The following is a 25,226-nucleotide window of genomic DNA, read 5'->3' on the forward strand; positions in this document are numbered from 1 at the left end:
CTGAATTATATCGATATTACCACGATGCCATATGGTGAATATGGGAAGAGTATGAATAGATTGGCCGTATATTGCGGATCAGCCACCCCTGCCGATCCGATCTTCATCGAAGCCGCCCGCCATGTCGGACGCACCCTCGCCGCCCGTGGAATCGGCGTCGTCTATGGCGGTGGGCGTCTCGGCCTGATGGGCGCCGTGGCTGACGCGGCGCTGGAGGCTGGTGGCGAGGTGATCGGCGTGATTCCCGACGCCCTTGTCGGCGCGGAAGTCGCCCATCGCGGCTGCACGCAGCTGCACGTCGTCCAGACGATGCACCAGCGCAAACAGCTCTTCACCGACCTGTCTGACGGCTTCGTCACCCTGCCCGGCGGGGTGGGGACGATGGATGAATTGTGGGAGGCGATCAGCTGGTCGCAGCTGGGCTATCATCAAAAGCCGGTCGGCCTGCTCAATGTCGGCGGCTTTTACGACCAGCTGATCGGCTTCAACCGGCAGATGGTGGCGGCAGGCTTCATCCGTGCCCAGCATGCGGGCATCCTGCTGCATGCCGACAGCATAGACGCCCTGCTCGATACCATGGCCGCCTATCAGCCCCACGAAACGATCTTCGCGATGAAGGCGGCGCGGCTCTGACGGGTTCGCCACATCTCGACCGTCCCGCCCTCGTCGCCCATGCGCAGGCGAGCATCGCGCGTGGCTCGAAATCCTTCGCCATGGCCTCTACCCTGTTCGACCGGGTAACCCGTGAACGGGCCTGGCTGCTCTACGCCTGGTGCCGCAAGTGCGACGACATTGCCGACGGACAGGACCATGGCGGCACGCTCACCGGCGTAAGCGACGGGCAGGCGCGATTGTCGACCATCCGCGTCATGACCGACATGGCGCTGCGCGGTGAGGCGACCGGCGATCCGGCCTTTGACGGCTTTGGCGTGGTGATGCGCGAATGCGCCATTCCGGCCCGCTATGCCCATGACCTGATAGAGGGGTTCGCGCTCGACGCGCGTGACTGGAGGCCGCGCAGTCAGGACGATATGCTGCGCTACTGCTATCATGTCGCGGGCGCTGTCGGTTGCATGATGGCGGTGTTGATGGGGGTCGATCCGGCCGATCAGGCGACGCTGGACCGCGCCTGCGATCTGGGACTGGCGTTTCAACTGGCGAACATCGCCCGCGACATTAGCGAGGATGAAGCCGCCGACCGCTGCTACCTGCCGCAGGAGTGGCTCGCGGAAATGGATATTCCGCCCGGCGAGCATATGAAGCCATGGGTCCGCCCGCGCCTTGCCCTGTTGGGCAAGCGCATGGCCGACATGGCCGCCGCCTATGAACAAAGCGCGCGCCACGGCACCGGCGCATTGCCGCCGCGCGCGGCATGGGCTGTGCTGGCAGCAGCGGGCATTTATGGCGACATTGCGCGGGAGGTCGCCAGACGGGGCGAGCAGGCATGGGACCATCGCGTCGTCACGCCCAAATCCGACAAGCTGCTGTGGGTAGCCCGGTCCGGCTGGCAGGTGATTGGCCGCGCGCGCCGCTGGCCCGCAACAACGCCGCGCCCGGCCGGCCTGTGGACCCGCCCCACCGCCTGACGCTGCCCCTCACGAGCCAAAAAAAGGACCGATGCTTTCGCATCGGCCCGAGGCATGTTCGCAGGAGGAACAGTGTGGGGCGGGCGGGCCTTGTCGCGTTCGGGCGGCCCGCCCTGCCAAGTCTTACATATTGTAGGCGCGCTCGCCGTGCTCGCCGAGGTCGAGACCTTCCAGTTCGACTTCCTGGCTGACACGCAGGCCGGTGACTGCCTTGGCGATGAAGATGGCGACCACGGTGCCGATGGCGGCCCAGACAATCGTCACACCGACCGCATAAAGCTGGACCAGCAGCTTGTCGAAGATCACATAATCTTCCGCGCCGGGGCCACCAAAGGCAGGCGAGTAGACGATCGCGGTGCCGATGGCGCCGATCATGCCGCCAACGCCGTGGATGCCGAATGCATCCAGCGAGTCGTCATAGCCAAGCTTGGGCTTGATGACGGTCACGGCATAGAAGCAGATGATCGAAGCGACAGCGCCCAAGATGATGGCACCGAACGGGCCGGAGTTGCCAGCGGCTGGCGTAACGGCGACCAGGCCGGCGATGATGCCCGAACAGAAGCCCAGAGCCGAACCCTTGTGGCCGTTCAGCTTTTCAGCAAGCATCCAGAAGAGGCCAGCCGACGCCGTGGCGACGAAGGTGTTGATCATGGCCAGAGCCGCCGAACCATTGGCTTCGAGAGCCGAACCGGCGTTGAAGCCGAACCAGCCAACCCACAGCAAGCCAGTGCCAACGCCAGTCAGCGTCAGCGAGTGGGGAGCCATCGGCTCCTTGGGAAAGCCGATACGCTTGCCGAGGATAATGCAGGCTACCAGAGCCGAAACGCCCGCATTGATGTGGACGACGGTGCCGCCCGCAAAGTCGAGCGCGCCGAGCTTGAAAAAATAGCCGCTCGCTGCCCAGACCATGTGCGCGATCGGGAAATATACGATCGTCAGCCAGACAGCGGCAAAGACCATCACGGCCGAGAATTTGATGCGCTCGACCACCGAACCCAACACCAGCGCCACGGTGATCGCGGCAAAGGTCATCTGGAAACAGACGAACACATATTCGGGGATTTCGACACCCGCCGTGAACGTCGCGGCCTGCGACGCCGGGGTGATTCCCTTCAGGAACGCCTTGTCAAAGGTCGAAATGAAGTTGGACAGGCCGCTGGTATAGTCCGGCCCGAATGCCATGGAATAGCCGTACATTACCCAGATCAGCATCGCGAGGCAGGCCGCCGCGCCGATCTGCGTCATGACCGACAGCATGTTCTTCGTGCGAACGAGGCCGCCGTAGAACAGCGCCAGGCCCGGCAGGATCATCGCCAGAACCAATACGGTCGACATCATCATCCAGGCCGTATCGCCCTTGTCGACGGTCGCGGCGGGTACCGCCGCATCCTGTGCCCAAGCGGGCAGAGCGGTGAAGAGCGACAGCCCGGCTGCCCCCGCAACCCCGCAAAGTTTCTTGGAAAAGGTCATTATTTCCCCCTTCTTACAGCGCGGTTTCGCCGGTCTCGCCGGTGCGGATGCGCACGGCCTGACCGACATCGAGGACGAAGATCTTGCCATCGCCGATGGCGCCCGAATTGGCGGCCGCCTGGGTCGCTTCCACGACGCGCGGCGCAAGGTCGTCGTCGCAGACGACCTCGATCTTGATCTTCGGGACCATGTTGGTGGAATATTCGGCGCCGCGATAGATTTCGGTCTGCCCCTTCTGGCGGCCGAAGCCCTTTACTTCGCTGACCGTCATACCTGCGATGCCGAGCGAGGAGAGTGCCTCGCGGACATCGTCAAGCTTGAACGGCTTGATGATAGCCATGACAAGTTTCATGTCGCCCCCTGTTACTGGTGTGCAGGGGACTACTCAGCAAGAGGCGTGCCAATTTGTTAAACACGCGTTAATGCGGGCTTATGGCGCGATGATGCGAAGGGCAGCGCCAAAAAAATGGGCAGCCATCTATTGATGCTTAAAAAATAGGCAGCATCAGCCTACCATTGCGCGCCTTCCGTAGCGGCATCGGCTTCTTCCGGCCGCGTTTCCCGGCCTAGTGCGGCATTGCGATGGGGGAAACGGCGGAAGCGGGCGATGATTGCATGATGCTGGCGGGCAAAATCCATCGATCGCTCGTCACCTGTACCTTCGAACAGGCTCAACGACAGTTCCTGATCTTCCAGCGCCTCGCTGTGCTGAAACGGCATGTAGAAGAAGAGCCGTCCGGCCCCGCCGATCTGGATGTCATAGCCATGGGCAATCGCCCCCCGCGCCACGTCCCGCGCCAGCGCGTCGGTGGCAAATGCCTCCGCCGATCCGCGGAACATGTTGCGCGGCAACTGATCGAACAGGATCACGGCGGCCAGCGCATCGTCGGCGCGGTCGAGGAAGGCGTCGGCAGGCAGCGCCTTTTTTTCGGCCCATAAAGGCTGAAATCGCGCCTGGCACTGATGATCAAGCGCAGGATCATGGCTGTACCAGCCTGTTTCCCCGACCTGGTTGAACCAGAAGTCGAGCAAGGCCGCCGCCCAATCGGCAGTAACCGCTTCGTGGCTGTCGGTCAGCATGTTCATAGGGCCTATACTCACGACCCTCCCGACCGGTTCCGCCTTCCGTAGCGGCAAAGCGTCAGGTCGCCGTGCCGCCGACCGTCAGCCCCTCCAACAGCAAGGTTGGCTGACCAACCCCGGCAGGCACGCTCTGCCCGCCCTTGCCGCACATGCCGATGCCTTCGTCCAGCGCCCAGTCGTTGCCGATGCCGACCACCTTGGTCAGCGCGGTCGGGCCATCGCCGATCAGCGTTGCGCCCTTGATCGGATCGCCCAGCTTGCCATTCTCGACCCGGTACGCCTCGGTGCAGGAAAAAACGAACTTGCCCGACACGATGTCGACCTGACCGCCGCCAAAGCTTTTGGCGAAGATGCCGGACTTCATGCGCGACAGCAATTCTTCCGGGTCGTCATTGCCGCCCTTGATGAAGGTGTTGGTCATGCGCGGCATAGGGCCATGGGCATAGCTTTCGCGGCGACCGTTGCCGGTGGGTTCAACCCCCATCAATCGGGCGTTGAGCCGGTCCTGCATGTAACCGCGCAATATGCCATCCTCGATCAGGATATTCTCGCGCGTCGGGGTGCCTTCGTCATCGATGGATAGCGAACCGCGGCGGCTGGCAATCGCGCCGTCATCGACGACGGTGACGCCGGGCGCGGCGACGCGCTGGCCAATGCGACCGGAAAAGGCGCTGGTCCCCTTGCGGTTGAAGTCGCCTTCCAGCCCGTGGCCGATCGCTTCATGCACCAGGACACCCGGCCAGCCGGGACCGAGCAGCACGGTCATCTCGCCAGCGGGCGCAGCGACGGAGCGGAGATTGACCTGCGCCTGCGCCAGAGCTTCGTCGATGGCGCGATTCCAGACGGCAGGTTCCATCACCTGATCATAGAGATAGCGCCCGCCAATGCCGAAGCTGCCGGTTTCGCGGCGACCATCCTCTTCCAGAATCAGCGAGACGTTAAGCCGCACCAGCGGGCGGATGTCGGTGGCGGTGAAACCGTCAGCGCGGACGATCTCGATCACCGACCAGCTTCCGGCCAGACTGACCGACACCTGCGCGACGCGCGGGTCGCGCGCGCGGGCAGCCGCGTCGATCGCGGCGCATAGCGTCACCTTCTCGGCAAAGGGGACGATCTCCAGCGGATTGGCGTCGGTATAGAGATGGCGGTTGGTGCGCTGGGGCGGCGGCGCGGGAGGAGCGGTTGCGGGATCGAGCAGGGTCAGCGTCTGGGCCGCTTTGCGGATAGCGGCTTCGCTGATGTCATTGGCATGGGCAAAGCCCGTCATTTCGCCCGATACGCCGCGCAGGCCGAACCCGGCATCGGTCGAATAATCGGCGGTTTTCAGCCGCCCATCGTCAAAGCCGAAACTCTCGCTCGCGCGATATTGCAGGTAAAGTTCGCCATCGTCGCAGCTTTTGAGCGCATCGGCGGTCAGGCGGCGCGCGCCATCGGGATCAAGCAGGCCGGGGCGATAGAGAAGGCCACGGGCGTCGGTAAATTGGGCGGTCGGATCGGTCATGTCCCCGATATAGGGGCGACAGCATCCAGGCCCAAAGGAAAAGTTAGAGGCTGGCGCCCGAAGCGATATCGGGCTTGCTGCCGATGTCGCCAGTGTCAGCGATGCTGCCGATTAGTACGAAGCGCCGATCGCAATAGCCGCAATCGACATAGCCATGTTCGTCGATTTCGAGAAAGACGCGCGGATGGCCGAGCGCTGCGGGAATGTCGCCTGAACCGTCGCAGGAGACGCGGGATTTGGAGACTCGGATGATTTCAGGCGGCTGGATCATGATCCCGGACCTAGCAGCGGCGGCGCTGCGCTGCAATATGTGGTGAGCGCTTACATCAGCGGCAGGCGGGGTCTTTTGCAGGGCTGACCTTGGCTATCCTGCACGGCCTTGGCAGCGGGCCTCCAGTCGGCGCAATCGCTCGCCACCATCACCGCAAAGGGGGACAGCATCAGCAGGGCAGGCGCGATGGTGCCGCCAATAAGGGCTGCGAAAGGCATGGCGCGATGGTGCCGCAGCGATACTTGCTACAGGATGAACGATACGCAGGCGGTTTGATTGATTGTGCCCTCGCTTGCGCGAAACCAGTAGGGCAAAACTGGTGGGCGATGACGGGCTCGAACCGCCGACATTCTCGGTGTAAACGAGACGCTCTACCAACTGAGCTAATCGCCCGCTCCTGCGGAGAAGCGTCTATCTAGGGAAAAATGCCGGGGCGTCAAGCCGGGAGTCAGGCGGTGAGCAGACGGCGGCTGGCGCCGAACCAGCGGGTCAGCGCTTCGGCGGCCTCATTGGCCAGTGCGATGAAGATGCGCCGACCATCATGGGGATCGGCCTGCCGTTCGACCAGCCCCTTGTCGGTCAGCGTGCGAATCCAGCGTAATGCGGTTGTCGGCGGCACGGCGGCGGCGATGCACAGGCTGGAAACGGAGACGCGCTCATGTTCCAGCCTGGCGGCCAGCAGGTCGAGCAGCATGTCCCAGGCCGGATCGGCAAACAGGTCGCCGGGCAGGAAATCGGCGCGAATGCGGCGTGCGCGCAGCAGGTCGCGGACCTGGGTGGCGCTGATCGGCGGAGCGTCCGGGCTGGCGACTTCGCTGCCGATCGGCGCGATCGCAGGCATACCGATATAATCGCTCGCCCGGTCCGCGATGCGCGGACCAAGATCGAAACTGGGCGCGGCGACGCCGCGCGGGCGCTGGGTCATAGCCTCGATCGTGCGGGCGAGGCGTCCGACCTCTTCGCTCAATTGCTGCAGGCGGGTGCTTTCGCGGTCCATTTCATGGACCTGACCCGCCGCGGGCCGACGCTCTCCTGCGGCGATCAGCGCAGACGCCAGTTCGACCCGGTCCGGATCACACAGCAATTGCGTATACGGGCTGCGCAGGCAGGCGAAAGCAAGTTCCACTGTTTCCCATCCAGCAACGAGGATCACGGCCATGCCAGTCTGGATCGCCTGGGTTTCCAGTTGCACCAGCAGCCGCTCCAGAAGCGGGGTCATGGACTGGCAAAAGACCAGTACCGCGTCACACTGAACCTGAAGATCGAGCCGCATCGGAGCGTTGTCCAGCGTGGTCAGCCCAAGCAGGCGGAAGCCGGCAGCCGCCACCACTGGCTCCAGCGTTAACGCATCCGTCTGATCCGCGATGACCAACAGGCTCGCGCGCTCATCATGCGGCGCTAGCGGTGCGCTATGGCTCGTCAAAGGCGAGGCGTAGGAAAAATCTTCCATCATGGTCCGAATCCTGTTCTACCTTCGTTCCTGAGACTAAAGCAAGAACAGATCAATTCAGCCCCACATATTCGCCATTTTGGAGAGGGTCTGGAGCAATGCCGTCATTTGGCCATCGGAAAAGAACGACAGGTGGTTCGTCCCGTCCAGTTTGCAGCCAATCTGGCGGGAGGATGAAGGAAATATCCTATCGCCTCAGGAAAGGGTTAGGATTGCTCCAAAATGGAATCAGTTATTACACCGCCGTGGCGCGGGCGAAGGCGATGTAGAGTGCCCGCAGTCGCATCGCGACCGGGCCGGGGGTGCCGGTGCCGATGGTCTGGCCATCGATGGTGACGACCGACTGGCACAGGGTCGAGGCGCTGGTGATGAACGCTTCTTTCGCGGCCAGCGCTTCTGCGACGCTGAAAGGGCGGCGGATGACGGCCAGGCCGCTTTCGACGGCCAGCGTGGTCAGCGCGTCGCCGGTGCAGCCTGCCAGCACCGCCTGGCTGTAGGGGCGGGTGACGATGCCTTCGTCGGTGACGATGAAGGCGGTGGAGGACGCGCCTTCGGTCACGAAGCCGTCCTCGACCAGCCAGGCTTCCTGTGCGCTCGCGTCGCGCGCGGCCTGTTTGGCCATCGCCTGCGCCAGCAAGCCGGTGCTTTTGATGTCGCGCCGTTTCCAGCGCAGGTCGGGCATCGTGGCAACCGCGATGCCGGTCGTGACGGCAGGGACATGGAGAATGGGTTTGTCCTGCACGAACAGGAACAGGGTCGGCGCAGTATCGGGCGACGGCAGGAAGTCGCGCGTCGCGTCCGCGCCACGGGTCAGCTGAAGATAGACGAGACCTTCATTCAGCGCGTTGCAGGCGACGAGTTGCTTTTGCACCGCCTCAATTTCGGCAAGGCTCATGGGCAGGGCGATGCCAAGCGCGGCGGCGGAACGTTGCAGTCGGGCGAGATGGTTGGCGCTGTCGATCAGCTTGCCATCGATGACCGCCGCGACCTCATAAATGCCATCGGCAAACAGGAAGCCGCGGTCCAGCGGTGAGATCCGCGCGTCTGCAAGCGGTAGAAGGGCACCGTTGAGATAGGCGATCGACATGAAGCGGGGCATTTCCTTAGGCGATGAAGCCCCTGCTTTTGCCGGTCGGGCGGGCAGGGTCAAGCGGCTTGGCGTCGCATATCACGCTGTTGCGGCGGGAAGGGCGGGCGCGGAACTTCGCTAAATTCGCCCATATCGCGCATGGGAAATTGACGCAAAGTCGGTCGTCCGCCGGTGCGGGCAAGGGGGTGGGGTGGACGATGTAAAGGAGCCGGGTCTAAATATATCAGGGGCGGGTTGTGTAGGACAGCGGACCGATTTTATGCGTCATTGACGCATGCGCCAATGGCGCATATATTGCTACCATGAGCCGTTTGCAAACCGTCGTAGAATTGCCTGAATTTCTGCGACGGGCCAAAGCGATCCTGTCCGATGAGGAGCGCGCCGCGCTGGTGAACTATATCGCGGCCAACCCGGAAGCAGGCGTCTCTCTAGGCGGCGGGTTGCGCAAGGTTCGCGTCGCCCGTGCAGGCGGCGGCAAAAGTGGTGGATACCGGACTATCCATCTATTCGGCGGCGGGCATGTGCCGATCTTTCTGATCACGCTGTTCGCCAAGAATGAAAAGGATAATTTGAGCCGTGCCGAGCAGGCGGAACTGGTCGCGCTGGGCAAGGCTCTGCTGGCTTTTTATGGAGACAGGCAATGAGCGCCTATGAAACGATCCGTCAGGGATTGGACGAAGCACTGGCCTTTGCGCAGGGACAGGATGTGGACGCGCGGGTGCATCAGGTGGCGGTGCGCGATGTCGATGTTGCGGCGATCCGGGCCAGCACCGGCCTGTCGCAAGGGGCGTTCGCGCGCAGCATCGGCGTCGCGCGTGGCACATTGCTCAACTGGGAACAGGGCCGTCGCCGCCCCACCGGCCCGGCGCAAGTGCTGCTGGCGATGATCGCCAAGCGGCCTTCGCTGGTGGAGGAGTTGTTGGGGTGAATTAAGCCGCCTTGCCCTGCAACGCCTTCTGCCGCCGCCGTTGCACCGATGAGCCTATGCCCATCGCCTCACGATATTTCGCCACGGTGCGCCGCGCTATGTCCATGCCCTTGGCGCGCAGCAGGTCGACCAGCGTGTCGTCGGACAGGATGGCATGGGGTTCTTCGGCGGCGATCAGCGCCTTGATATGGCTTTTGACTGCCTCAGCCGAGACGGCACCGTCGCCTTCGGCATTGGCGACGCCGCTGGTGAAGAAATATTTGAGCTCGAACTGGCCGCGCGGACAGGACAGATATTTGTTCGACGTCACCCGGCTGACGGTGGATTCGTGCATCGCGATGGCATCCGCGACGGTGCGCAGCGTCAGCGGTTTGAGGTGCGCGACGCCCTTGCGGAAAAAATCCTCCTGACAACGGACGATTTCGCTGGCGACCTTGATGATCGTTTTCTGGCGCTGGTCCAGCGCCTTCACCAGCCAGTTGGCGCTGGCCAGGCAATCGGCGAGCCATGCCTTGGCGCTCTTGTCCTGTTTGCCCGACGCCAGTTCGACATAATAATTACGGTTGATGAGGACGCGGGGCAGCGTCGCGCTGTTAATCTCGATCGCCCAGCCGTCCGCGGTGGGCCGCACGAACAGGTCCGGCGTGACGGGCGCGGCGCGATCGCTGGAAAAGCGCAGGCCGGGCTTTGGGTCATAGCTGCGCAGTTCGCGGATCATGTCCGCCATATCCTCTTCATCCACGCCGCAGATACGGCGCAACTGGGGCAGCGCGCCGCGCGCCAGCAGATCCAGATTGGCGAGCAGTCGCGCCATGCAGGGATCGTGACGGTCGGCCTCCTTGGCTTGCAGCGCCAGACATTCGGACAATGACCGCGCGCCAACCCCGGTGGGGTCGAAGCCATGGATGACGCCCAGCACCCGTTCCACGTCGCACAGCGGCAGGCCGAGCGCATGGGCGGTTTCCAGAAGATTGGCCTCCAGATAGCCCGCCGGGTCGATCTGGCCGATCAGTTGGCCAGCGACGATCAGGTCCATGCCCGACAAAGCGGCGCGGGCCTGATCCATCAGATGTTCCTGAAGGCTGGGTTCGGGATTGGCGAAACTGTCGAAATCTACCGCTTCGCCGCTGCCGCCCGTCAGCGCGTCCATGCCGCTGCCAGAACCGCTACTCGTGCCATGGGCGCTGGCCATGCGATCGCCGGGGCCATCGTCGATAAAGGTTTCGGCGCCATAATCGACGTCGAGCGGGGAATCGCTGGCGCCCAGTCCCTGGCCGATCAGATCGTCGCTCGACCCGGTTTCGGCGGCAAGCGCAGGGCGTTCCACATCCCGGTCTATGCCATCGGGCGCGGGCAGGTCGTCGGGCGCGCTGCCGCTGTCGAGCAGCGGATTTTTCTCCAGCTCAACCGCGACGAACGCATCAATCTCCAGATTGGAAAGCGCCAGCAGCTTGATCGCCTGCTGGAGCTGCGGCGTCATCACCAGCGACTGGCTTTGCCGGATGTCGAGGCGTGGACCGAGCGCCATCAGACCATAACTGCGTCATGAATGGGAGTGCGCGCCGCCATCATGTCAAAGCGAGAAATTCTCGCCCAGATAGAGGCGGCGTACGTCGGCATTGGCGACCAGTTCGGTCGGGCTGCCGGCAAAGAGCATCTGGCCGCCATAGATGATGCAGGCGCGATCGACGATTTCCAGCGTTTCGCGCACATTATGGTCGGTGATGAGGACGCCGATGCCCCGGTTCTTCAGATCTTTGACCAGGTCGCGGATGTCGGCGATGGAGAGCGGGTCGATGCCCGCAAAAGGTTCGTCCAGCAGCACGATCGAGGGATTGGCGGCCAGCGCGCGGGCGATTTCGCAGCGGCGGCGTTCGCCCCCCGACAGCGCCATTGCCGCCGAATCGCGCAAACGGGTCAGGCCGAATTCGTCGAGCAGCTGTTCCAGCCGGGCGTCGCGCGCATCACGGTCCGGCTCGGCCAGTTCCAGTACGGCGCTGATATTCTGCGCGACGGTCAGGCCACGAAAGATCGACGTTTCCTGCGGCAGATAGCCCAGCCCCAATATGGCGCGGCGATACATGGGCAGGCCGGTAATATCCTGCCCATCCAGCACGATGCGGCCGCGGTCGGGGCGGACCAGCCCCATCACCGAATAGAAACAGGTCGTCTTGCCCGCGCCATTGGGGCCAAGCAGGCCGACCACTTCGCCCTTGCCCACGGTCAGCGACACGTCGGACAGGACGACGCGCTTGTCATAGCTTTTGGCGATCGAGATGACCGACAGGCCATCACCCAGTTCCTGCGGGGCAAGGGGGTGGTGGGCCTGGGCTGGCCGATCCTGGGTGGTGACGTCGTGCATGGTTCGTCCATTCTTGCAGCCAATGGATTGACCGCCAGTAAAAATTGGTCCGCCCGCGGGGCAGTTGGCATTCTTTGTGCATGGGATTGCCGCCGGGGCAAGGGGGAAAATGGCGTGATGAGGCGCGGGCGCGCCTAGCCGCGCACCGGCAAAGCGGTCTGATATTTGGTGACCGACAGCGCAAATTGCGATGATGCGCCCGCGACCGAGGGGTGCTTGAGCAGGGTACGCATCAGGAAATGCTCATAATCAGCGACATTGGAGGCGACGACGCGCATCAGATAATCCCATTCGCCCGACATCGAATAGCATTCCATCACCTGATCATGGTCGCGCACGAACGCTTCGAACGCGGCGATCGAATCGCCCGAAAATTCCTTCATCCGCACATGGCAGAATATGGTCACATCCTGCCCCAACAGGTGTGGATCGGCCAGGCGGACCGCGCCGCGCAGCACGCCTGCTTCCTCCAGCGCCTTGACCCTGCGCCAGCAGGATGGGCCGGTGCTGCCGACCCGTTCGGCCAGATCGGCATTGCTGAGCGCGGCGTCACGCTGCAACTCTGCAACGATGCGGCGATCCAAAGCATCGAGTTCAACAAATTTCGTCATGAAATCACCGATATGTGAATTGAAATTGCAGTTATACCCTGATTATCGGCCATTTTGAAAAGCAATTTCGCGCCCGATTTGCGATGCTGGGGCCATGGCTGAAACCCCGCACGCCGAAACCCCGCTCGACCGTCCCGCGCACGCCGCGGAGGACTGGACCGTTCCGCAGGACTGGGATCGCTACAGCGCGGCCGACCATGCGATGTGGGACCGGCTGTTCGAGCGGCAGGCGCGCATGTTGCCGGGGCGGGTGGTGCCGGAATTCATGGCGGGGCTGGACATATTGCGGATGGACCAGCCGGGCATCCCGCGTTTCGACGCGCTGTCCGACCGATTGATGCAGGCGACCGGGTGGCAGGTGGTGGCAGTGCCGGGGCTGGTGCCCGACCGGCTGTTTTTCGATCATCTGGCCAATCGCCGCTTTCCCGCCGGGCGCTTCATCCGCACGCCAAGCCAGGAGGATTATCTGGAGGAGCCGGACGTGTTTCACGACGTGTTCGGCCATGTTCCCCTGCTCGCCAATCCGGTGTTCGCCGATTATATGCAGGCCTATGGCCAGGGCGGGTTGCGCGCCGACGGGTTGGGCGCGATCGAGAAGCTGGCGCGGCTTTACTGGTACACCGTCGAATTCGGGCTGATCGACACGGACGAGGGTCTGCGCCTCTATGGCGCGGGGATCGTGTCGTCCAATGCCGAATCGCATTTCGCGCTGGAGGATGCCTCCCCCAACCGGCTGGGCTTCGATCTTCAGCGGCTGATGCGGACCCGTTATAAAATCGACGATTTCCAGCAGAGCTATTTCGTCATCGACAGTTTCGATCAGCTGTTGCGCCAGACCGTCGAGACCGATTTCGCGCCGCTCTATGCCGCGCTGGCGCAGCAAAGCGATCTCGATACCGACACCATCCTGCCAGACGACCGGGTCTTTACCCGCGGGACGCAGGCCTATGCCCATAAGAAAATGCAAGAGGAGCCGAAATGACCACCAGCGCCGATAACCCCCTGGGCCTTAACGGTTTTGAATTTGTCGAATTCACGTCGCCCGACCCCGAAGCGATGGCCGCGCAGTTCGAGGCGCTGGGCTTTACCGCGACCCACCGGCACCCGACCAAGAATATCACCCGCTTCAAGCAGGGGCGGATCAACCTGATGCTCAACCGCGACGATGCGGGCCGGGTGGCGGCGTTTCGCGGGATGCACGGCCCCTCTGCCAGCGCCATGGCTTTTCGCGTCGCCGACCCGCAGGGCGCGCTGCAATGGGCGCTGGCCAATGGCGCGCAGCCGACCGAGGAGGATGACACGGTCATCATGGGGATTGGCGGCGCCTATCTCTATTTCATGCCCGACCATGGCGATCCCTATGCCAACTGGGCCGAATTTCCCGGCTGGCGCGAAGCGGAGGCGCGCAACAATGTCGGGCTCGACCTGCTCGACCATCTGACCCACAATGTCCGGCGCGGGCAGATGCGGGTGTGGAGCGAATTCTACCGCACCCTGTTCGGGTTCGAGGAACAGAAATTCTTCGACATCAAGGGCAAGGCGACCGGCCTCACCAGCCAGGCGATGATCGCCCCGGACAAGGCGATCCGCATTCCCCTGAACGAAAGCCAGGACGACAAGAGCCAGATCGAGGAGTTCATCCGCGAATATCATGGCGAGGGTATCCAGCATCTGGCGCTGACCACCGACGATATTTACGGCACGGTCGAAAAGCTGCGTGCGCGCGGCGTGCGGTTGCAGGACACGATCGAGACCTATTACGAACTGGTCGACAAGCGCGTCCCCGGCCATGGGGAGGATCTGGAACGGTTGCGCCGCAACCGCATTCTGATCGATGGCGATGTTGAAACCGAGGGGCTGTTGCTTCAGATCTTTACCGAGCCGATGTTCGGGCCGATCTTTTTCGAGATCATTCAGCGCAAGGGCAATGAAGGCTTTGGCAACGGCAATTTCCAGGCCTTGTTCGAAAGCATCGAATTGGACCAGATACGGCGCGGGGTGGTGAGCGTCGACGCCTGACGCAAGGCTTGGGAGGAGAGGATCGACATGCATTATCTCCCCGGCTGGGGCAATCATCATGCGAGCGAGGCGGTGGCCGGAGCGTTGCCGGTGGGGCGCAATTCGCCCCAGCTTGTGCCGTTCGGACTCTATGCGGAACAATTGTCCGGCACCGCCTTCACCGCGCCGCGCCATGACAACCGGCGCAGTTGGCTCTATCGGATGCGGCCAAGCGCGGGGCATCCGCCGTTCCGGCCCTATGGGCGCGATACGCTGATCGTAGCGGGGCAGGTCGATACGCCCAACCGGCTGCGCTGGAATCCGCTGCCCGCCGCCGGGGCGGGGGTGGATTTCGTCGATGGCCTCGTCACGATCGCGTCCAATGGCGATATTGGCGCGGGGACCGGCTGCGCGGTGCATCTCTATGCGGCCAGCGCGTCCATGGTGGATCGCGCCTTTTTCAGCGCCGATGGCGAAATGCTGATCCTGCCGCAGCAGGGGCGGCTGCGCATCGTGACCGAAATGGGCGTGCTGGAGGTTGCGCCGTTGCAGGTCGCGCTGATCCCGCGCGGGGTGCGCTTTCGGGTCGAACTGCCCGATGGCGCGGCGCGCGGCTATGTCTGCGAAAATCACGGCGCGCTGTTCCGGCTGCCGGACCTGGGACCGATCGGTTCCAACGGCCTTGCCAATGCCCGCGATTTCGAGGCGCCGGTCGCAGCGTTCGATGATGTCGAACGGTCAACCCGGATCGTGCAGAAATATGGCGGCACGCTGTGGGAGAGCGAGCTTGACCATAGCCCGTTCGACGTGGTCGCCTGGCACGGCAATCTGACGCCCTGTCGCTATGATCTCACGCGCTTCAACACGATCGGCACGGTCAGCTACGACCATCCCGATCCGTCGATCTTCACGGTGCTGACCAGCCCCAGCGATACGCTAGGCACGGCCAATGTCGATTTCGTGATCTTCCCGCCGCGCTGGATGGTGGCGGAGGATACGTTTCGCCCGCCCTGGTTCCATCGCAATGTGATGAGCGAATATATGGGGCTGATCCACGGCCAATATGATGCCAAGGCAGGTGGCTTCGCACCCGGCGGGGGCAGCCTGCACAATAATATGTCGGGCCATGGCCCGGACGTCGACAGTTGGCGCAAGGCGGTGGATGCCGTCCTTTCGCCCCACAAGATAGAGGAAAGCATGGCGTTCATGATCGAGAGCAGAATGGCGTTTCGCCCCACCCGCTGGGCAATGGAAACCCCTTTGTTGCAGGCTGATTATGACGCCTGCTGGCAGGGCTTTCCAAAGGCGCGGCTGCCATGACCGGCTGGTGGACCACCGACGAAACGCATGATCCGGCCCGGACCAGCTGGGTTGCGAGCGCACAGGGTCATGCCGATTTCCCGATCCAGAACCTGCCCTATGGCGTCTTTTCGCCAGCCGGGGGGAAGGCGCGGATCGGCACGGCGATCGGCGACATGATATTGGACCTGGCGGCCTGCGCGGACGCGGGACTGATCGGGGAGGGGGGCGACAGGCTGCTGCTCCCGACGCTTAACGCGCTGATGGCGATACCGGTCGACGCACGTCGCAGCCTGCGCCGCGCGATCAGCATGTTGCTGTCCGACCCGGCGATGCAGGGAGCGGTCGAACTGCATCTTTACCCCGCATGCGATTGCACGCTGCATCTGCCTGCGCAGATCGGCGACTATAGCGACTTCTATGTCGGCATCCACCACGCCACCAATGTCGGTCGCCAGTTCCGGCCCGACAATCCGTTGCTGCCCAATTATAAATATGTGCCGATCGGCTATCATGGCCGGGCTTCGTCGATCCGCCCGTCGGGGCAGCCGCTGCTGCGTCCCTGCGGCCAGCGCAAGGCGCCCGATGCCGACGCGCCCGTCTATGGTCCCAGCGTGCGGCTTGATTATGAGCTGGAAATGGGGGTGTGGATCGGCCAGGGCAATGAGCAGGGCGCGCCCATTGCCATTCATGACGCAGCGGATCACATCGCCGGCTTCTGCCTGCTCAACGACTGGTCGGCGCGCGATTTGCAGGCGTGGGAGTATCAGCCGCTCGGCCCCTTCCTCTCCAAAAGCTTTCATTCCACCATTTCGCCCTGGGTCGTGACCGCGGAAGCGATGGCGCCGTTCCGCATTGCCCAGCCCGCGCGGCCCGATGGCGATCCGGCGCCCTTGCCCTATCTTGCCGATGCCGATGATCAGGCGCATGGCGCGCTTGGCGTGATGCTGTCTGTCCATCTCCTCAGCGCAGCGATGCGCGATGCGGGCATGGCGCCGATGCGCCTGAGCCAGGGTCCGGCCAGCAATCTCTACTGGACGGTGCAGCAGATCGTGACCCATCAAGCGTCCAATGGCTGCAACATGATGCCCGGCGATCTGCTTGGCACAGGCACCATTTCCGCGCCGACGCGGGACGGTTTTGGCAGTCTGCTGGAATTGTCCGTCGGGGGCAAGGAGCCGGTGAGCCTGCCGACCGGCGAAACCCGCGCCTTTCTGGCCGATGGCGACGAAATCATATTGCAAGCGGTCGCGCAGGCGGATGGGTTCGTGCCCATCGGCTTTGGCGAATGCCGCGCGCAGGTCTTGCCCGCACGGGCGTAAACGGCCGACAATCGGATGCGCCACAGGCACATCGCAAAAATGGCGGTCGTTCCGGGGCTGGAGGGGAAACCCGGAACGACCGCCAAACATGCAAGGCGGCGATGACTGCCGCGTTGCACGGGGCGCTTAGTCGAATTTGAAGCGGACGCCCAAGGCGAAGGTGCGGTCGATCAGCAAGGTGCTGGAATTAAACTCCGTCGGGTTGCCGACATCGCCGAACTTGTAATAATTTTGCTGCTTCGCCTTGGTGATGTTCACAGCGTCGAAGGTGATGCCGATGTCTTCGTTCAGGTTCAGCGTCAGCTGGAAGTCCAGGCTCTTTTCCGGCGCGCGCCACATGCCGATCGGGTTGGCGAAGGCGCGGGCTTCATTGTTGTTCAGGAACCCCTTGCGCCAGATATAGGACAGGCGCGCGCCGACCGGGCCTTTGTCATAGGCCAGCGTGGCGTTGTAGGACAGTTTCGACACGCCGAAGAAGGCCGACTTGGCGGTGCCGGTGATTTGCCCGGCATTGTCGACGACCGGGATCGTCTGTTCCGAATCCAGGATCGTCGCGCTGCCGGTAAAGCCCAGGCCGTCGAGGACCGAAGGCAGGTAGGAGGGGAAATAGGTCAGCCCCAGTTCCAGCCCCTTGAGCGTGCCGTTGGATGCGTTGGCCGGGCGGGTGATGTTGAAAAATTCGGTATAGGTTTCGTTGCGGGGCAGATAATTGTTCGGAATGAACTCCCGCACGGTCAGCGGCACGACCAGGCCATCGATCTTGCGCTGGAAGGCGGTGGCGTAGATGGCGCTGTTGCGTCCGAAATACCATTCGATCGCCAGGTCCATATTCTTTGACTGGGTCGCCCGCAAATTGGGGTTGCCCGACGATCCGGTGCCAAAACCAACACGCGACAGGTCGCCCGTCAGCGCCAGATTGGGATTGAGATCGCCAAAGGCCGGACGACGCAGCGTTTCGCCATAGTTGAAGCGGATGCGCAGATTGTCGGTGATATTGTAGCGCGCGGTGAAGGACGGCAGGAATTTTTCCGAACCCGTCGATACGGTGGTCCGGGCGAACCCATTGCCGCGATCAAAATAGTCATATTCGGTGTCGATCGCGACGAAGCGCACGCCACCCTGCAACTGAAGCGGACGACCGAAAATTTCGATCTCCCCATCGGCCAATATATAGGCGGCGAGGTTCGTTTCGTTGATGCCAAAGACATGGCCGAACGTCATCTGGTCCGACAGCAGCAGGCCGGGCGCGACGGCGCGGTACAACTGGCGCACGGCATCCTTGTTCATGCTGCGCGGATCTGCCAGCACCCAGCTGGTCGGAATGTCGGCGCGCCCGTCGAAGAAGCCGCTATTGGTGAAGGGGCTGCCCTCGCCAAAGGCGTCGAGCGTGACGCCAAGGCCACCGGCGCCCTGATCGCGCACATAGCTGTCGGCCTTGCGGCTGTCATAGCGCCAGCCCGCCTTGATCCGGCGCAGAAAGCCGTCGTCCCACTTATATTCGCCGTCCAGCATCATGGTCAGCGCACTGCCGGTATTTTTCATGCCGCTGTCGAACAGATTGCCCACGGTCCATTTGCTGGCGTCGGTCAGCACGTCCTGATTGCCGAAGCTGTAGGCGGGCAGGCCGCCACCTGCGTTGAAATCGATGTCGAGATCGAGCGGGCCGCGATCGGTGCGGATGGCGAAGAAGGAGGTTTCGTTCTTGCTGTCCTGATAGGCGAGGTCGGCGACGATCTTGCCGTTGGCGCCGACATCCCATTTGGCGTTCAGCGCATAGACATAGCTGTCGGTGCGGTTGGTTGCCATGTCGCCGCTGTTGAAGCCTGCGACCGCGCCCACCCGGCGCGACTTGATGATGTTCGTGCCTTCATAGAGTTCAAAGCTGTTGGCGACGTCCGCGGGCAGATTGCCCCACCAGTCGGCGAAGCTGAAATGCAGGCTGTTGAAGGTTTCGCCCCGGAAGCCGGTGTAAAAGACTTCGGCGGTGTAGACCGAACTGTCATTGGGCGCCCACTGGAGCGCCGCGTTGATCGAGGGTCGTTCACGCTTGCCGTACAGGTCGGACGCGATGACGGCGTCGCGCGACAGATAATAGGGGGTGGCGACGCCATTGATGTTGAGCGTCGATCCGGGGGCGGTCGGCAGGCCCGCGTCCAGGCCGGGCGTCCAATTTTCGTTACTGCCGCCGGGGAAGATGCGTTGCAGCGGCGTCAGGCCCGAACCGGCGGGCGGGGTTTCGGTGGCAAAGGGCACCATCGCGCCGGCCTGCAGATTCTGGTTGCGATATTGCGCCCTGGTATAGCTGGCATTGACCAGCAAGCCGATGTCGCCGATGCCGGTTTCCCACCGATCGCTGACGAGCAGGGCGACGTTGGGATTATATTTGTCCGCCAGTTCCGAATAGACGCCACGCGCCAGGCCGGAAATGGTGAAGCCGTCAAAGTCGAGCGGGCGACGGGTCTGGACGTCGATCTGGCCCGCCAGGCCGGTTTCAAGCTGATCGGCCGAGCGGGTCTTGTAGACGTCGATCCGGCTGACCAGGTTCGCGGAAATATCCTGCAGCGCGAAGGATGTGCCAGCGGCGGTGAAGATGTTGCGGCCGTTGAGCGTCGTCAGCGGATCGGTCAGGCCGCGGATGGTGATACCCGCGGTTTCACCCCCGGCGCGGTCGGTGACCTGAATGCCGGTGACGCGCTGGAGCGCTTCGACGACATTATTGTCGGGCAGCTTGCCGACATCTTCCGACACGATCGAATCGACGATCTGGGTCGAATTCTTGCGGACATTGAGCGCGCCGACAATCGATGCGCGCACGCCGGTCACCACGATGTCGGCGGTGTCATCCTCCGCGGCCATCTGGGGGGCGGGGCTGGTTTGCGCGTGGGCGGTGGCGCCCAGCATCAGCGCGAACATGGATACGGAGCATAATGCGATCGGCAGACGTGCCATTTCAAGTCCTCCCCTATGGCTGGCCCATTCGCCATGCCCTGAATTACTCGGACTAATTATTGCTCAGACAAATGGAGCGCAAGCGAAATTTTCTGGTGGGTCCGCATGATGGCGGGGCGTGACATTATTGCTGCATCAAAAAGTGCCGGATATTCAAGGATAGTCCGGCCGGAAACGGGTCTGGCGACGGGTTGGCGGCCCGCCGATGTGCAAGATCCGACATTGCCTATTTGTCGGAGCATATCGGTTGGCGTCAGTCCGCACGCCAGCGTGCCGCAGCGTCACGGCTGCGCACGAGGCGAATCTGGCCGTCTGCCACGCCGATCGCCTTGCCCGGCGCGGCGATCGCGGCAAAGCGGATGGTGCCCCGCCGCGCATCGGCCAGGCGGACGAACTGGCTGCGCAGGTCGAAATCGGCGCTGTTGCTGTCAGGCTCCAGCGCGACCGACCCGTCCTTGCGCGCGACCAGATAATGGCCTGGCATCAATATGGGCGACAGCATGACGCTTTGCTGACCGGCGCGGCCGGGCGTCTGGCGGAACTGCGTCTGGGCCAGCAAGGGGTTGGCCGCGATCAGGCGGGGGCCGTCATGCGCCAGCAGGAGTTTGGCATTGGTGGCTGACGCAAAGCGCTCCGGCAGTGGTCCGTTGCCTACCGGCACACCGAAATCGGGGGTGCCATCGGCGGTATAATAGAGCCGCTGGACGCGGGTATGGCGGTCCGGGTTGAACAGCGGATCGCCCTGGATCGCCTCATAGTCCCGGCCATGATAGACCAATATGTCGCGTCCCTGTTCGTCTACGGTGAAACTGTTATGGCCAGGGCCGAACACGCTGGTTTCCCGGCATGTCGTGAAAACCGGCTGTGGCGATTTGATCCAGCTGGCCGCGTCGAGCAGGTCGGCATCTTCATCCGCGGTCAGCATCCCCAGGCAGTAGCGCGCGTCGGTCGCGCTGGCCGAATAGGTCATGAACAGACGGCCATTGCGGTGCAGGACAGCAGGCGCTTCGGCGACCTTGTAGCCGCGAATTTCCCAGTCGAGCGTCGGCACGGTCAGGCGGGTCGCCTTGCCCGCCAGCTTCAGCGGAGATTCCAGCTTGGCTATGTACAGGTTACTGTTCGTCTCGATCCCCGGCTCACGCTGCGCCCAGGCGAAATGGCGCTGGCCCTTATGGACGAAGCTGGTCGAATCGAGGTTGAAACTGTCCCACGGCGCCTGAAACTGCCCCAGCAGGCTCCATTTGCCGGTCATCGGGTCAGGCCCGTCGCAAACGAGGGCATACGTGCGGATGCGGAACACATCCTCGCCCCCGCCGCTGGGCCCGGCGGCGAAATAGATGATCCACTGTCCATCGATCCGGTGCAGTTCGGGGGCCCAGATGAAGCCGGACAAGGGGCCGGTCTTTTCATGCCGCCACAGCACGGCTTCGGTTGCGCTGGTCAGGCCCGCGATCGTCTTTGACCGGCGCAGCACCAGCCGGTCATATTCGGGGACTGACCCGGTCATGTAATAATGGCCATCGTCATGGCGAAATATCTGCGCATCGGCGCGCTGGCGGACGAGCGGGTTTTGCGGTGCGGCCACGGGCGCTTCGGCGACCTTGGCGCGCGCCATCATCGGCGCGGCGGACAGGGCGGCGCTGCTGGCGATGAAGCCACGGCGGGACAGGGTGAAATGCATGTCTTTCTCTCCGGTCGGTATTCAATAATCGGCCTGGGGCCAGCCGTCCGCGCCCCAGCGGACCGGCGCGATCCGCAGGGTCGGGGCGCCGTTCGATTGCTTGTCATAGGCGTGGTAGACGACATAATCCTGGCCATCCCTGTCATGCAGCCAGCCCGCATGACCAGGACCACGGAAGCGCTGTTGTTCCTGCAGGTCGGCGCGCAGGAAGATGGTGCCGCCCCCTTCCAGCATCGAACTGCCATCCTTGCCCAGATAGGGGCCGGTTATCGCCTTCGACCGGCCGATGACGGTGTAGTAGGTGCTGGCCGCGCCCTTGCAGCAATAGTCGTAGGACGCCATCAGCCAATAATAGCCGCCATGGTCGATGATGAAGGGCGCTTCGACCGGGGCCGGACCACCCGCCGGGGCCGGACGCCGGGCGATGGCGACGGGTCTGGCCTTGGGATTTTTGGGCTTGCCGCTTTTGGGGTCCAGTTCGAACAGTTTAAGGCCCGTCCAGAAGCTTCCAAGCGACAGCCAGTGACGGCCTTCGCGGTCGATGATGAAATTGGGGTCGATCGCGTTGAAGTCGTCGCTCTTGTCCGACATGACGACCATGCCTTCGTCCCGCCAATGATAATCGGGCGCGTCAGGGTCCAGCGTCGGGCTGGTCGCCAGGCCGATCGCGGATCGGTTCGACCCGAAGGTGGAGACCGAATAATAGAGGCGGTAGCGGCCATTCACATAGCTGATGTCGGGCGCCCACATGCCATCGCTGCCGGGGATCGCTTCCTTCGCCCAGTCGGGCAGGGCGGTAAAGACCGGCGCGCCGGCGGTCCAGTGGATGAGGTCAGGGGACGTGCGGGTTTCGATCAGCCGCTGGCCATGGCCGGTGCTGAATATGTGATAGGTGTCGCCCTGCCGGATGATGACCGGATCATGGGTGGGCGTCAGGTCGCCGGTCAGGCGGCTGTTGAGCGTGTCGCGCGGCGGCGGGGACGGCTGCTGCGCGCTGGCGGGGATCGCCAAAAGGGCGAGGGCCAGCCAAGCGATGAACGTCGGTCGCCTCATGCGGACCTCTCCAATTAAAGCCATGTGCTCCCGCCTGCGCGGGGGCACATGACACTTCAGGCCTTACTGCAACTCCAGCACCACGACCGACTTGGGCGGCAAGGTCACGCTCAGCGTGCCGCCGCTGACCTGCGCCCCGGTAAAGGCGACCGGCTTGACGGTGTCGGGCGCATCGAACGTGTTGTGGGCGTTGATCGCTGATGCGGTCAGGATGCGGCCGGTGACGTTCGCGGCATTCAGCCCGTCCAGTTTGACCGTGACGCTATTGGGCTGGTTGGGGTCCAGGTTGGACAGGCCGACATGCACCTTGCCATCCTTGCCCCGGACCGCCGATCCGCTGACGGCGGGCATCGACCATTTGTCCTTATGGTACCAGGGTGTGTCGATGCTGATCGGCAGCACGGTCGCATCCTGCCAGGGCTTGTACATTTCAAACACATGATAGGTCGGCGTCAGCGCCATCTTGCTGCCATCGGTCAGAATCATGGCCTGCAACACATTCACCATCTGGGCGATGGCGGTCATCTTCACCCGGTCGGCATGGCGCGCAAAAATGTCGAGATGGATCGACGCGACCAGCGCATCGCGCAGCGTATTTTGCTGGCGCAGGAAACCGGGATGGGTGCCTGGGTCATCGGCATACCAGGTGCCCCATTCATCGACCGCCAGCCATATTCTCTTGGCCGGATCATATTTGTCCATGATGGCGCTATGCTTGGTGATCAATTCGTCGATGCGCAGCGCTTCGGCCAATGTGTTGGCCCAGCCCGTCTCGTCAAACTGAGTGGAGGAAGCGCGCGGCGGCCAGGCGCCTGGGATGGTGTAATAATGGAGCGACAGCGCGTCGAGCTGGCCGCTCGCCATCTTCATCATCGTCTCGGTCCAGTTATAATCGTCGGAATTGGCGCCTGCCGCGATCTTCATGATCCTCGTGCCGCGCGGCGCCTTGATGAAGGTGGCGTAGCGGCGCGTGACGTCGGCGGCATATTCGGCGCGCATATTGCCGCCACAGCCCCACAATTCGTTGCCGACGCCGAAATAGGGGACGGCCCATGGTTCCTTGTGCCCGTTCTTCGCGCGTTCTTCGGCCAGCGTGCCCGCTGGCGACGTCATATATTCGACCCATTCGGCCATTTCCTGCGGCGTGCCATTGCCGACATTGCCCGCGACATAGGCCTCCGCGCCGATCTGGCGGATCAGCTCGAAAAATTCATGGGTGCCGACCGTGTTCGGCTCGGTCACGCCGCCCCAATGGGTGTTGATCTTGACCGGGCGCTTGGATTTGCCGCCAATGCCTTCGCGCCAATGATATTCGTCGGCAAAGCAGCCGCCGGGCCAGCGTACGACAGGCACGGACAGGTTCCTGAGCGCCGCAATCACATCGTTGCGGAAGCCGTTCGTATTGGGGATCGTCTTGTCATTGCCGACCCACAGGCCGCCATAAATGCCGTTGCCCAGATGTTCGGCAAACTGGGTGAAGATGCGCTTGTCATAGACGGGGCCGGGGCTGGCGGCGTTGATCGTCGCGATCGTCGGCTTGCCATCCGTGTCGGCATGGGCGCTGGTGGCAAGCGCCGTAGCGCATAGTAGCAGCGTGGCCGTCGTGCGGCGCAGGGCTTTGATCATGTCGTCCACTCCTGTAATCTTAATCGTGAAATGCGTCGGTGGTCTCGCGCCGCCCGCGCAGGAAGGCGTCGGCGACCAGCCGCAGCGGATCGGTATCGACGTCCGATAGCCCGCCCCGGATCAGTGCGGCAAAGCGGCTGTAGAGCCCTGGATATTCGACATCCTCGCCATGGTCGGTGGAACCGGGCAGGTGCAGCACCGCGCCCCCTTGCGACAATTTGAGCGTGCCTGCGTCGGTTTCGACGGCAATGTCCCAGCTTTGCGGGCCGGTCTGCCGCCAGTCGAGGTCCATGTGGATCGGCGCGCCGCCCGTGTCGCGAAAATGCAGATCAGCCGCGATCGGGGCGGCGCGATTGTCCGGCAGGATCAGCGTTGCATCCTTCAGGAAGAAGGGGCGCGGCAGGATGTGGGTCGCTATTGAGAGCGCGTTGATCCCCGGATCAAACACGCCAAGGCCGCCGGGTTGCCAGATCCATGCCTGCCCCGGATGCCAGACGCGCACATCCTCTCGCCAGACGATCGACACGCTTTGGATCTTCCGCTCCGCCAGCCAGGCGCGCGCCGGAGCGACGCCCGCGGCAAAGCGGCTGTGCCAGGCCGCGAACAGCGAAACGCCCACCTTGTCCGCCTGCGCCTGCAACGCGCCGACTTCGGCCAGCGTCGCGCCGGGCGGCTTTTCCAGAAACATATGGATGCCGCGCCCCAGCGCCTGCGCCGCCAGATCATAGCGGACCTGCGGCGGGGTGCAGAGCGCTATCGCGTCCACCGCCGGGCCGTCATGCAGCAGCGCGTCCAGGCTGGCCAGATGCGGCACCCCGTCCAGCCCGGCATCATGCGGGCTGACCGTCGCGGCCAGGCTGAAGGCGCTATTGCCACGGATGGCGGGGACATGCTGGTCGCGCGCGATCTTGCCCATGCCCACGATTGCGATGCGGATCGGGTCCAT

24 protein-coding genes and 1 tRNA gene are annotated in these 25,226 nt (G+C 63.3%); 8 read left to right on the forward strand and 17 right to left on the reverse strand.

Annotated elements, in window-relative coordinates:
• Nucleotides 1–51 precede the first annotated feature (51 nt).
• Together CJD35_RS07290 and CJD35_RS07295 are read left to right on the forward strand one after the other, a co-directional pair.
• Nucleotides 52–633 (forward strand): LOG family protein, encoded by a 582-nt coding sequence (locus CJD35_RS07290; RefSeq protein WP_017183779.1) that lies wholly within the window; start codon nt 52–54, stop codon nt 631–633.
• Between the two features lie 80 nt (nt 634–713).
• Nucleotides 714–1,586 (forward strand): phytoene/squalene synthase family protein, encoded by an 873-nt coding sequence (locus tag CJD35_RS07295; RefSeq protein WP_017183780.1) that lies wholly within the window; start codon nt 714–716, stop codon nt 1,584–1,586.
• Nucleotides 1,587–1,709: 123 nt separating this feature from the next.
• Here the strand turns inward: CJD35_RS07295 and CJD35_RS07300 are convergent, their stop codons facing one another.
• The 9 genes from CJD35_RS07300 to CJD35_RS07335 form a co-directional block, all read right to left on the reverse strand.
• Nucleotides 1,710–3,056: an ammonium transporter gene (locus CJD35_RS07300; RefSeq protein ID WP_095686969.1), complete on the reverse strand. Its 1,347-nt coding sequence runs from the start codon at nt 3,054–3,056 to the stop codon at nt 1,710–1,712.
• A 13-nt stretch (nt 3,057–3,069) separates the two neighbouring features.
• Complete coding sequence (locus tag CJD35_RS07305) at nt 3,070–3,408, reverse strand: P-II family nitrogen regulator (RefSeq protein ID WP_004209785.1); 339 nt, start codon at nt 3,406–3,408, stop codon at nt 3,070–3,072.
• A gap of 158 nt (nt 3,409–3,566) precedes the next feature.
• Nucleotides 3,567–4,142, reverse strand: coding sequence for a DUF924 family protein (locus CJD35_RS07310; RefSeq protein WP_017183782.1), 576 nt, complete (start codon nt 4,140–4,142; stop codon nt 3,567–3,569).
• Nucleotides 4,143–4,197: 55 nt separating this feature from the next.
• Nucleotides 4,198–5,640, reverse strand: coding sequence for a metalloprotease TldD (gene tldD, locus CJD35_RS07315; RefSeq protein ID WP_017183783.1), 1,443 nt, complete (start codon nt 5,638–5,640; stop codon nt 4,198–4,200).
• Nucleotides 5,641–5,683: 43 nt separating this feature from the next.
• The gene (locus CJD35_RS07320; protein ID WP_017183784.1) at nt 5,684–5,911 is read right to left on the reverse strand and encodes a zinc-finger domain-containing protein; all 228 of its coding nucleotides are present in this window, start codon (nt 5,909–5,911) and stop codon (nt 5,684–5,686) included.
• A 50-nt stretch (nt 5,912–5,961) separates the two neighbouring features.
• Entirely contained in the window at nt 5,962–6,129 is a 168-nt protein-coding gene (locus CJD35_RS22695; RefSeq protein WP_017183785.1) for a hypothetical protein, read from the reverse strand.
• A 99-nt stretch (nt 6,130–6,228) separates the two neighbouring features.
• Nucleotides 6,229–6,304, reverse strand: a tRNA-Val gene (locus CJD35_RS07325).
• A 55-nt stretch (nt 6,305–6,359) separates the two neighbouring features.
• Nucleotides 6,360–7,364, reverse strand: a complete 1,005-nt coding sequence (locus tag CJD35_RS07330) for a MarR family transcriptional regulator (RefSeq protein ID WP_086485917.1) — start codon at nt 7,362–7,364, stop codon at nt 6,360–6,362.
• A 232-nt stretch (nt 7,365–7,596) separates the two neighbouring features.
• Complete coding sequence (locus CJD35_RS07335; RefSeq protein WP_026002511.1) at nt 7,597–8,448, reverse strand: D-amino-acid transaminase; 852 nt, start codon at nt 8,446–8,448, stop codon at nt 7,597–7,599.
• A 305-nt stretch (nt 8,449–8,753) separates the two neighbouring features.
• Between CJD35_RS07335 and CJD35_RS07345 the strand changes: the two genes are divergently transcribed.
• On the forward strand, nt 8,754–9,095 hold the full coding sequence (locus CJD35_RS07345) for a type II toxin-antitoxin system RelE/ParE family toxin (protein ID WP_017183789.1): 342 nt from the start codon (nt 8,754–8,756) through the stop codon (nt 9,093–9,095).
• Nucleotides 9,092–9,379 carry a helix-turn-helix domain-containing protein gene (locus tag CJD35_RS07350; protein ID WP_017183790.1) on the forward strand — a complete coding sequence of 96 codons (288 nt, stop codon included), beginning with the start codon at nt 9,092–9,094 and terminating at the stop codon, nt 9,377–9,379. Before CJD35_RS07345 ends, CJD35_RS07350 begins: the two co-directional genes overlap by 4 nt.
• A 1-nt stretch (nt 9,380) precedes the next feature.
• Here CJD35_RS07350 and rpoN read toward each other — a convergent pair whose 3' ends face one another.
• The 3 genes from rpoN to CJD35_RS07365 form a co-directional block, all read right to left on the reverse strand.
• Nucleotides 9,381–10,907 (reverse strand): RNA polymerase factor sigma-54, encoded by a 1,527-nt coding sequence (rpoN, locus tag CJD35_RS07355; protein ID WP_017183791.1) that lies wholly within the window; start codon nt 10,905–10,907, stop codon nt 9,381–9,383.
• Between the two features lie 45 nt (nt 10,908–10,952).
• Complete coding sequence (gene lptB, locus CJD35_RS07360; protein WP_017183792.1) at nt 10,953–11,741, reverse strand: LPS export ABC transporter ATP-binding protein; 789 nt, start codon at nt 11,739–11,741, stop codon at nt 10,953–10,955.
• Between the two features lie 134 nt (nt 11,742–11,875).
• Nucleotides 11,876–12,352, reverse strand: a complete 477-nt coding sequence (locus CJD35_RS07365) for an Lrp/AsnC family transcriptional regulator (RefSeq protein ID WP_017183793.1) — start codon at nt 12,350–12,352, stop codon at nt 11,876–11,878.
• Nucleotides 12,353–12,446: 94 nt separating this feature from the next.
• On the opposite strand from CJD35_RS07365, the gene phhA reads away from it, so the two are divergent.
• From phhA to fahA, 4 genes are read left to right on the forward strand one after another with little or no spacing between them, the layout of a single operon-like run.
• Nucleotides 12,447–13,334 (forward strand): phenylalanine 4-monooxygenase, encoded by an 888-nt coding sequence (gene phhA / locus CJD35_RS07370; RefSeq protein WP_017183794.1) that lies wholly within the window; start codon nt 12,447–12,449, stop codon nt 13,332–13,334.
• Entirely contained in the window at nt 13,331–14,371 is a 1,041-nt protein-coding gene (hppD, locus tag CJD35_RS07375; protein WP_017183795.1) for a 4-hydroxyphenylpyruvate dioxygenase, read from the forward strand. The genes phhA and hppD overlap by 4 nt, the downstream gene beginning before the upstream one ends.
• Nucleotides 14,372–14,398: 27 nt before the next feature.
• Nucleotides 14,399–15,670 (forward strand): homogentisate 1,2-dioxygenase, encoded by a 1,272-nt coding sequence (gene hmgA, locus CJD35_RS07380; protein ID WP_095686970.1) that lies wholly within the window; start codon nt 14,399–14,401, stop codon nt 15,668–15,670.
• Nucleotides 15,667–16,971, forward strand: coding sequence for a fumarylacetoacetase (gene fahA / locus CJD35_RS07385; RefSeq protein ID WP_017183797.1), 1,305 nt, complete (start codon nt 15,667–15,669; stop codon nt 16,969–16,971). Before hmgA ends, fahA begins: the two co-directional genes overlap by 4 nt.
• Nucleotides 16,972–17,097: 126 nt before the next feature.
• Here the strand turns inward: fahA and CJD35_RS07390 are convergent, their stop codons facing one another.
• From CJD35_RS07390 to CJD35_RS07410, 5 genes are all read right to left on the reverse strand, one after another.
• Nucleotides 17,098–19,920 (reverse strand): TonB-dependent receptor, encoded by a 2,823-nt coding sequence (locus CJD35_RS07390; protein WP_026002512.1) that lies wholly within the window; start codon nt 19,918–19,920, stop codon nt 17,098–17,100.
• Nucleotides 19,921–20,173: 253 nt separating this feature from the next.
• The gene (locus tag CJD35_RS07395; protein ID WP_017183799.1) at nt 20,174–21,601 is read right to left on the reverse strand and encodes a glycoside hydrolase family 43 protein; all 1,428 of its coding nucleotides are present in this window, start codon (nt 21,599–21,601) and stop codon (nt 20,174–20,176) included.
• A 21-nt stretch (nt 21,602–21,622) separates the two neighbouring features.
• Nucleotides 21,623–22,654 (reverse strand): arabinan endo-1,5-alpha-L-arabinosidase, encoded by a 1,032-nt coding sequence (locus CJD35_RS07400; protein WP_017183800.1) that lies wholly within the window; start codon nt 22,652–22,654, stop codon nt 21,623–21,625.
• A gap of 63 nt (nt 22,655–22,717) precedes the next feature.
• The gene (locus CJD35_RS07405) at nt 22,718–24,280 is read right to left on the reverse strand and encodes an alpha-N-arabinofuranosidase (protein WP_026002513.1); all 1,563 of its coding nucleotides are present in this window, start codon (nt 24,278–24,280) and stop codon (nt 22,718–22,720) included.
• A 19-nt stretch (nt 24,281–24,299) separates the two neighbouring features.
• Nucleotides 24,300–25,226 carry a Gfo/Idh/MocA family protein gene (locus tag CJD35_RS07410; protein ID WP_017183802.1) on the reverse strand — a complete coding sequence of 309 codons (927 nt, stop codon included), beginning with the start codon at nt 25,224–25,226 and terminating at the stop codon, nt 24,300–24,302.

The organism is Sphingobium xenophagum, from assembly GCF_002288285.1.
GTDB lineage: Bacteria > Pseudomonadota > Alphaproteobacteria > Sphingomonadales > Sphingomonadaceae > Sphingobium > Sphingobium xenophagum.

Excerpts from the sequence above, each read along its gene's own strand:
- CJD35_RS07290 (WP_017183779.1), top strand. The coding sequence starts at position 52 with ATGAATAGATTGGCCGTATATTGCGGATCAGCCACCCCTGCCGATCCG.
- CJD35_RS07295 (WP_017183780.1), top strand. The coding sequence starts at position 714 with ATGGCCTCTACCCTGTTCGACCGGGTAACCCGTGAACGGGCCTGGCTG.
- CJD35_RS07300 (WP_095686969.1), bottom strand. The coding sequence starts at position 3,056 with ATGACCTTTTCCAAGAAACTTTGCGGGGTTGCGGGGGCAGCCGGGCTG.
- CJD35_RS07305 (WP_004209785.1), bottom strand. The coding sequence starts at position 3,408 with ATGAAACTTGTCATGGCTATCATCAAGCCGTTCAAGCTTGACGATGTC.
- CJD35_RS07310 (WP_017183782.1), bottom strand. The coding sequence starts at position 4,142 with ATGAACATGCTGACCGACAGCCACGAAGCGGTTACTGCCGATTGGGCG.
- tldD (WP_017183783.1), bottom strand. The coding sequence starts at position 5,640 with ATGACCGATCCGACCGCCCAATTTACCGACGCCCGTGGCCTTCTCTAT.
- CJD35_RS07320 (WP_017183784.1), bottom strand. The coding sequence starts at position 5,911 with ATGATCCAGCCGCCTGAAATCATCCGAGTCTCCAAATCCCGCGTCTCC.
- CJD35_RS22695 (WP_017183785.1), bottom strand. The coding sequence starts at position 6,129 with ATGCCTTTCGCAGCCCTTATTGGCGGCACCATCGCGCCTGCCCTGCTG.
- CJD35_RS07330 (WP_086485917.1), bottom strand. The coding sequence starts at position 7,364 with ATGATGGAAGATTTTTCCTACGCCTCGCCTTTGACGAGCCATAGCGCA.
- CJD35_RS07335 (WP_026002511.1), bottom strand. The coding sequence starts at position 8,448 with ATGTCGATCGCCTATCTCAACGGTGCCCTTCTACCGCTTGCAGACGCG.
- CJD35_RS07345 (WP_017183789.1), top strand. The coding sequence starts at position 8,754 with ATGAGCCGTTTGCAAACCGTCGTAGAATTGCCTGAATTTCTGCGACGG.
- CJD35_RS07350 (WP_017183790.1), top strand. The coding sequence starts at position 9,092 with ATGAGCGCCTATGAAACGATCCGTCAGGGATTGGACGAAGCACTGGCC.
- rpoN (WP_017183791.1), bottom strand. The coding sequence starts at position 10,907 with ATGGCGCTCGGTCCACGCCTCGACATCCGGCAAAGCCAGTCGCTGGTG.
- lptB (WP_017183792.1), bottom strand. The coding sequence starts at position 11,741 with ATGCACGACGTCACCACCCAGGATCGGCCAGCCCAGGCCCACCACCCC.
- CJD35_RS07365 (WP_017183793.1), bottom strand. The coding sequence starts at position 12,352 with ATGACGAAATTTGTTGAACTCGATGCTTTGGATCGCCGCATCGTTGCA.
- phhA (WP_017183794.1), top strand. The coding sequence starts at position 12,447 with ATGGCTGAAACCCCGCACGCCGAAACCCCGCTCGACCGTCCCGCGCAC.
- hppD (WP_017183795.1), top strand. The coding sequence starts at position 13,331 with ATGACCACCAGCGCCGATAACCCCCTGGGCCTTAACGGTTTTGAATTT.
- hmgA (WP_095686970.1), top strand. The coding sequence starts at position 14,399 with ATGCATTATCTCCCCGGCTGGGGCAATCATCATGCGAGCGAGGCGGTG.
- fahA (WP_017183797.1), top strand. The coding sequence starts at position 15,667 with ATGACCGGCTGGTGGACCACCGACGAAACGCATGATCCGGCCCGGACC.
- CJD35_RS07390 (WP_026002512.1), bottom strand. The coding sequence starts at position 19,920 with ATGGCACGTCTGCCGATCGCATTATGCTCCGTATCCATGTTCGCGCTG.
- CJD35_RS07395 (WP_017183799.1), bottom strand. The coding sequence starts at position 21,601 with ATGCATTTCACCCTGTCCCGCCGTGGCTTCATCGCCAGCAGCGCCGCC.
- CJD35_RS07400 (WP_017183800.1), bottom strand. The coding sequence starts at position 22,654 with ATGAGGCGACCGACGTTCATCGCTTGGCTGGCCCTCGCCCTTTTGGCG.
- CJD35_RS07405 (WP_026002513.1), bottom strand. The coding sequence starts at position 24,280 with ATGATCAAAGCCCTGCGCCGCACGACGGCCACGCTGCTACTATGCGCT.
- CJD35_RS07410 (WP_017183802.1), bottom strand. The coding sequence starts at position 25,226 with ATGGACCCGATCCGCATCGCAATCGTGGGCATGGGCAAGATCGCGCGC.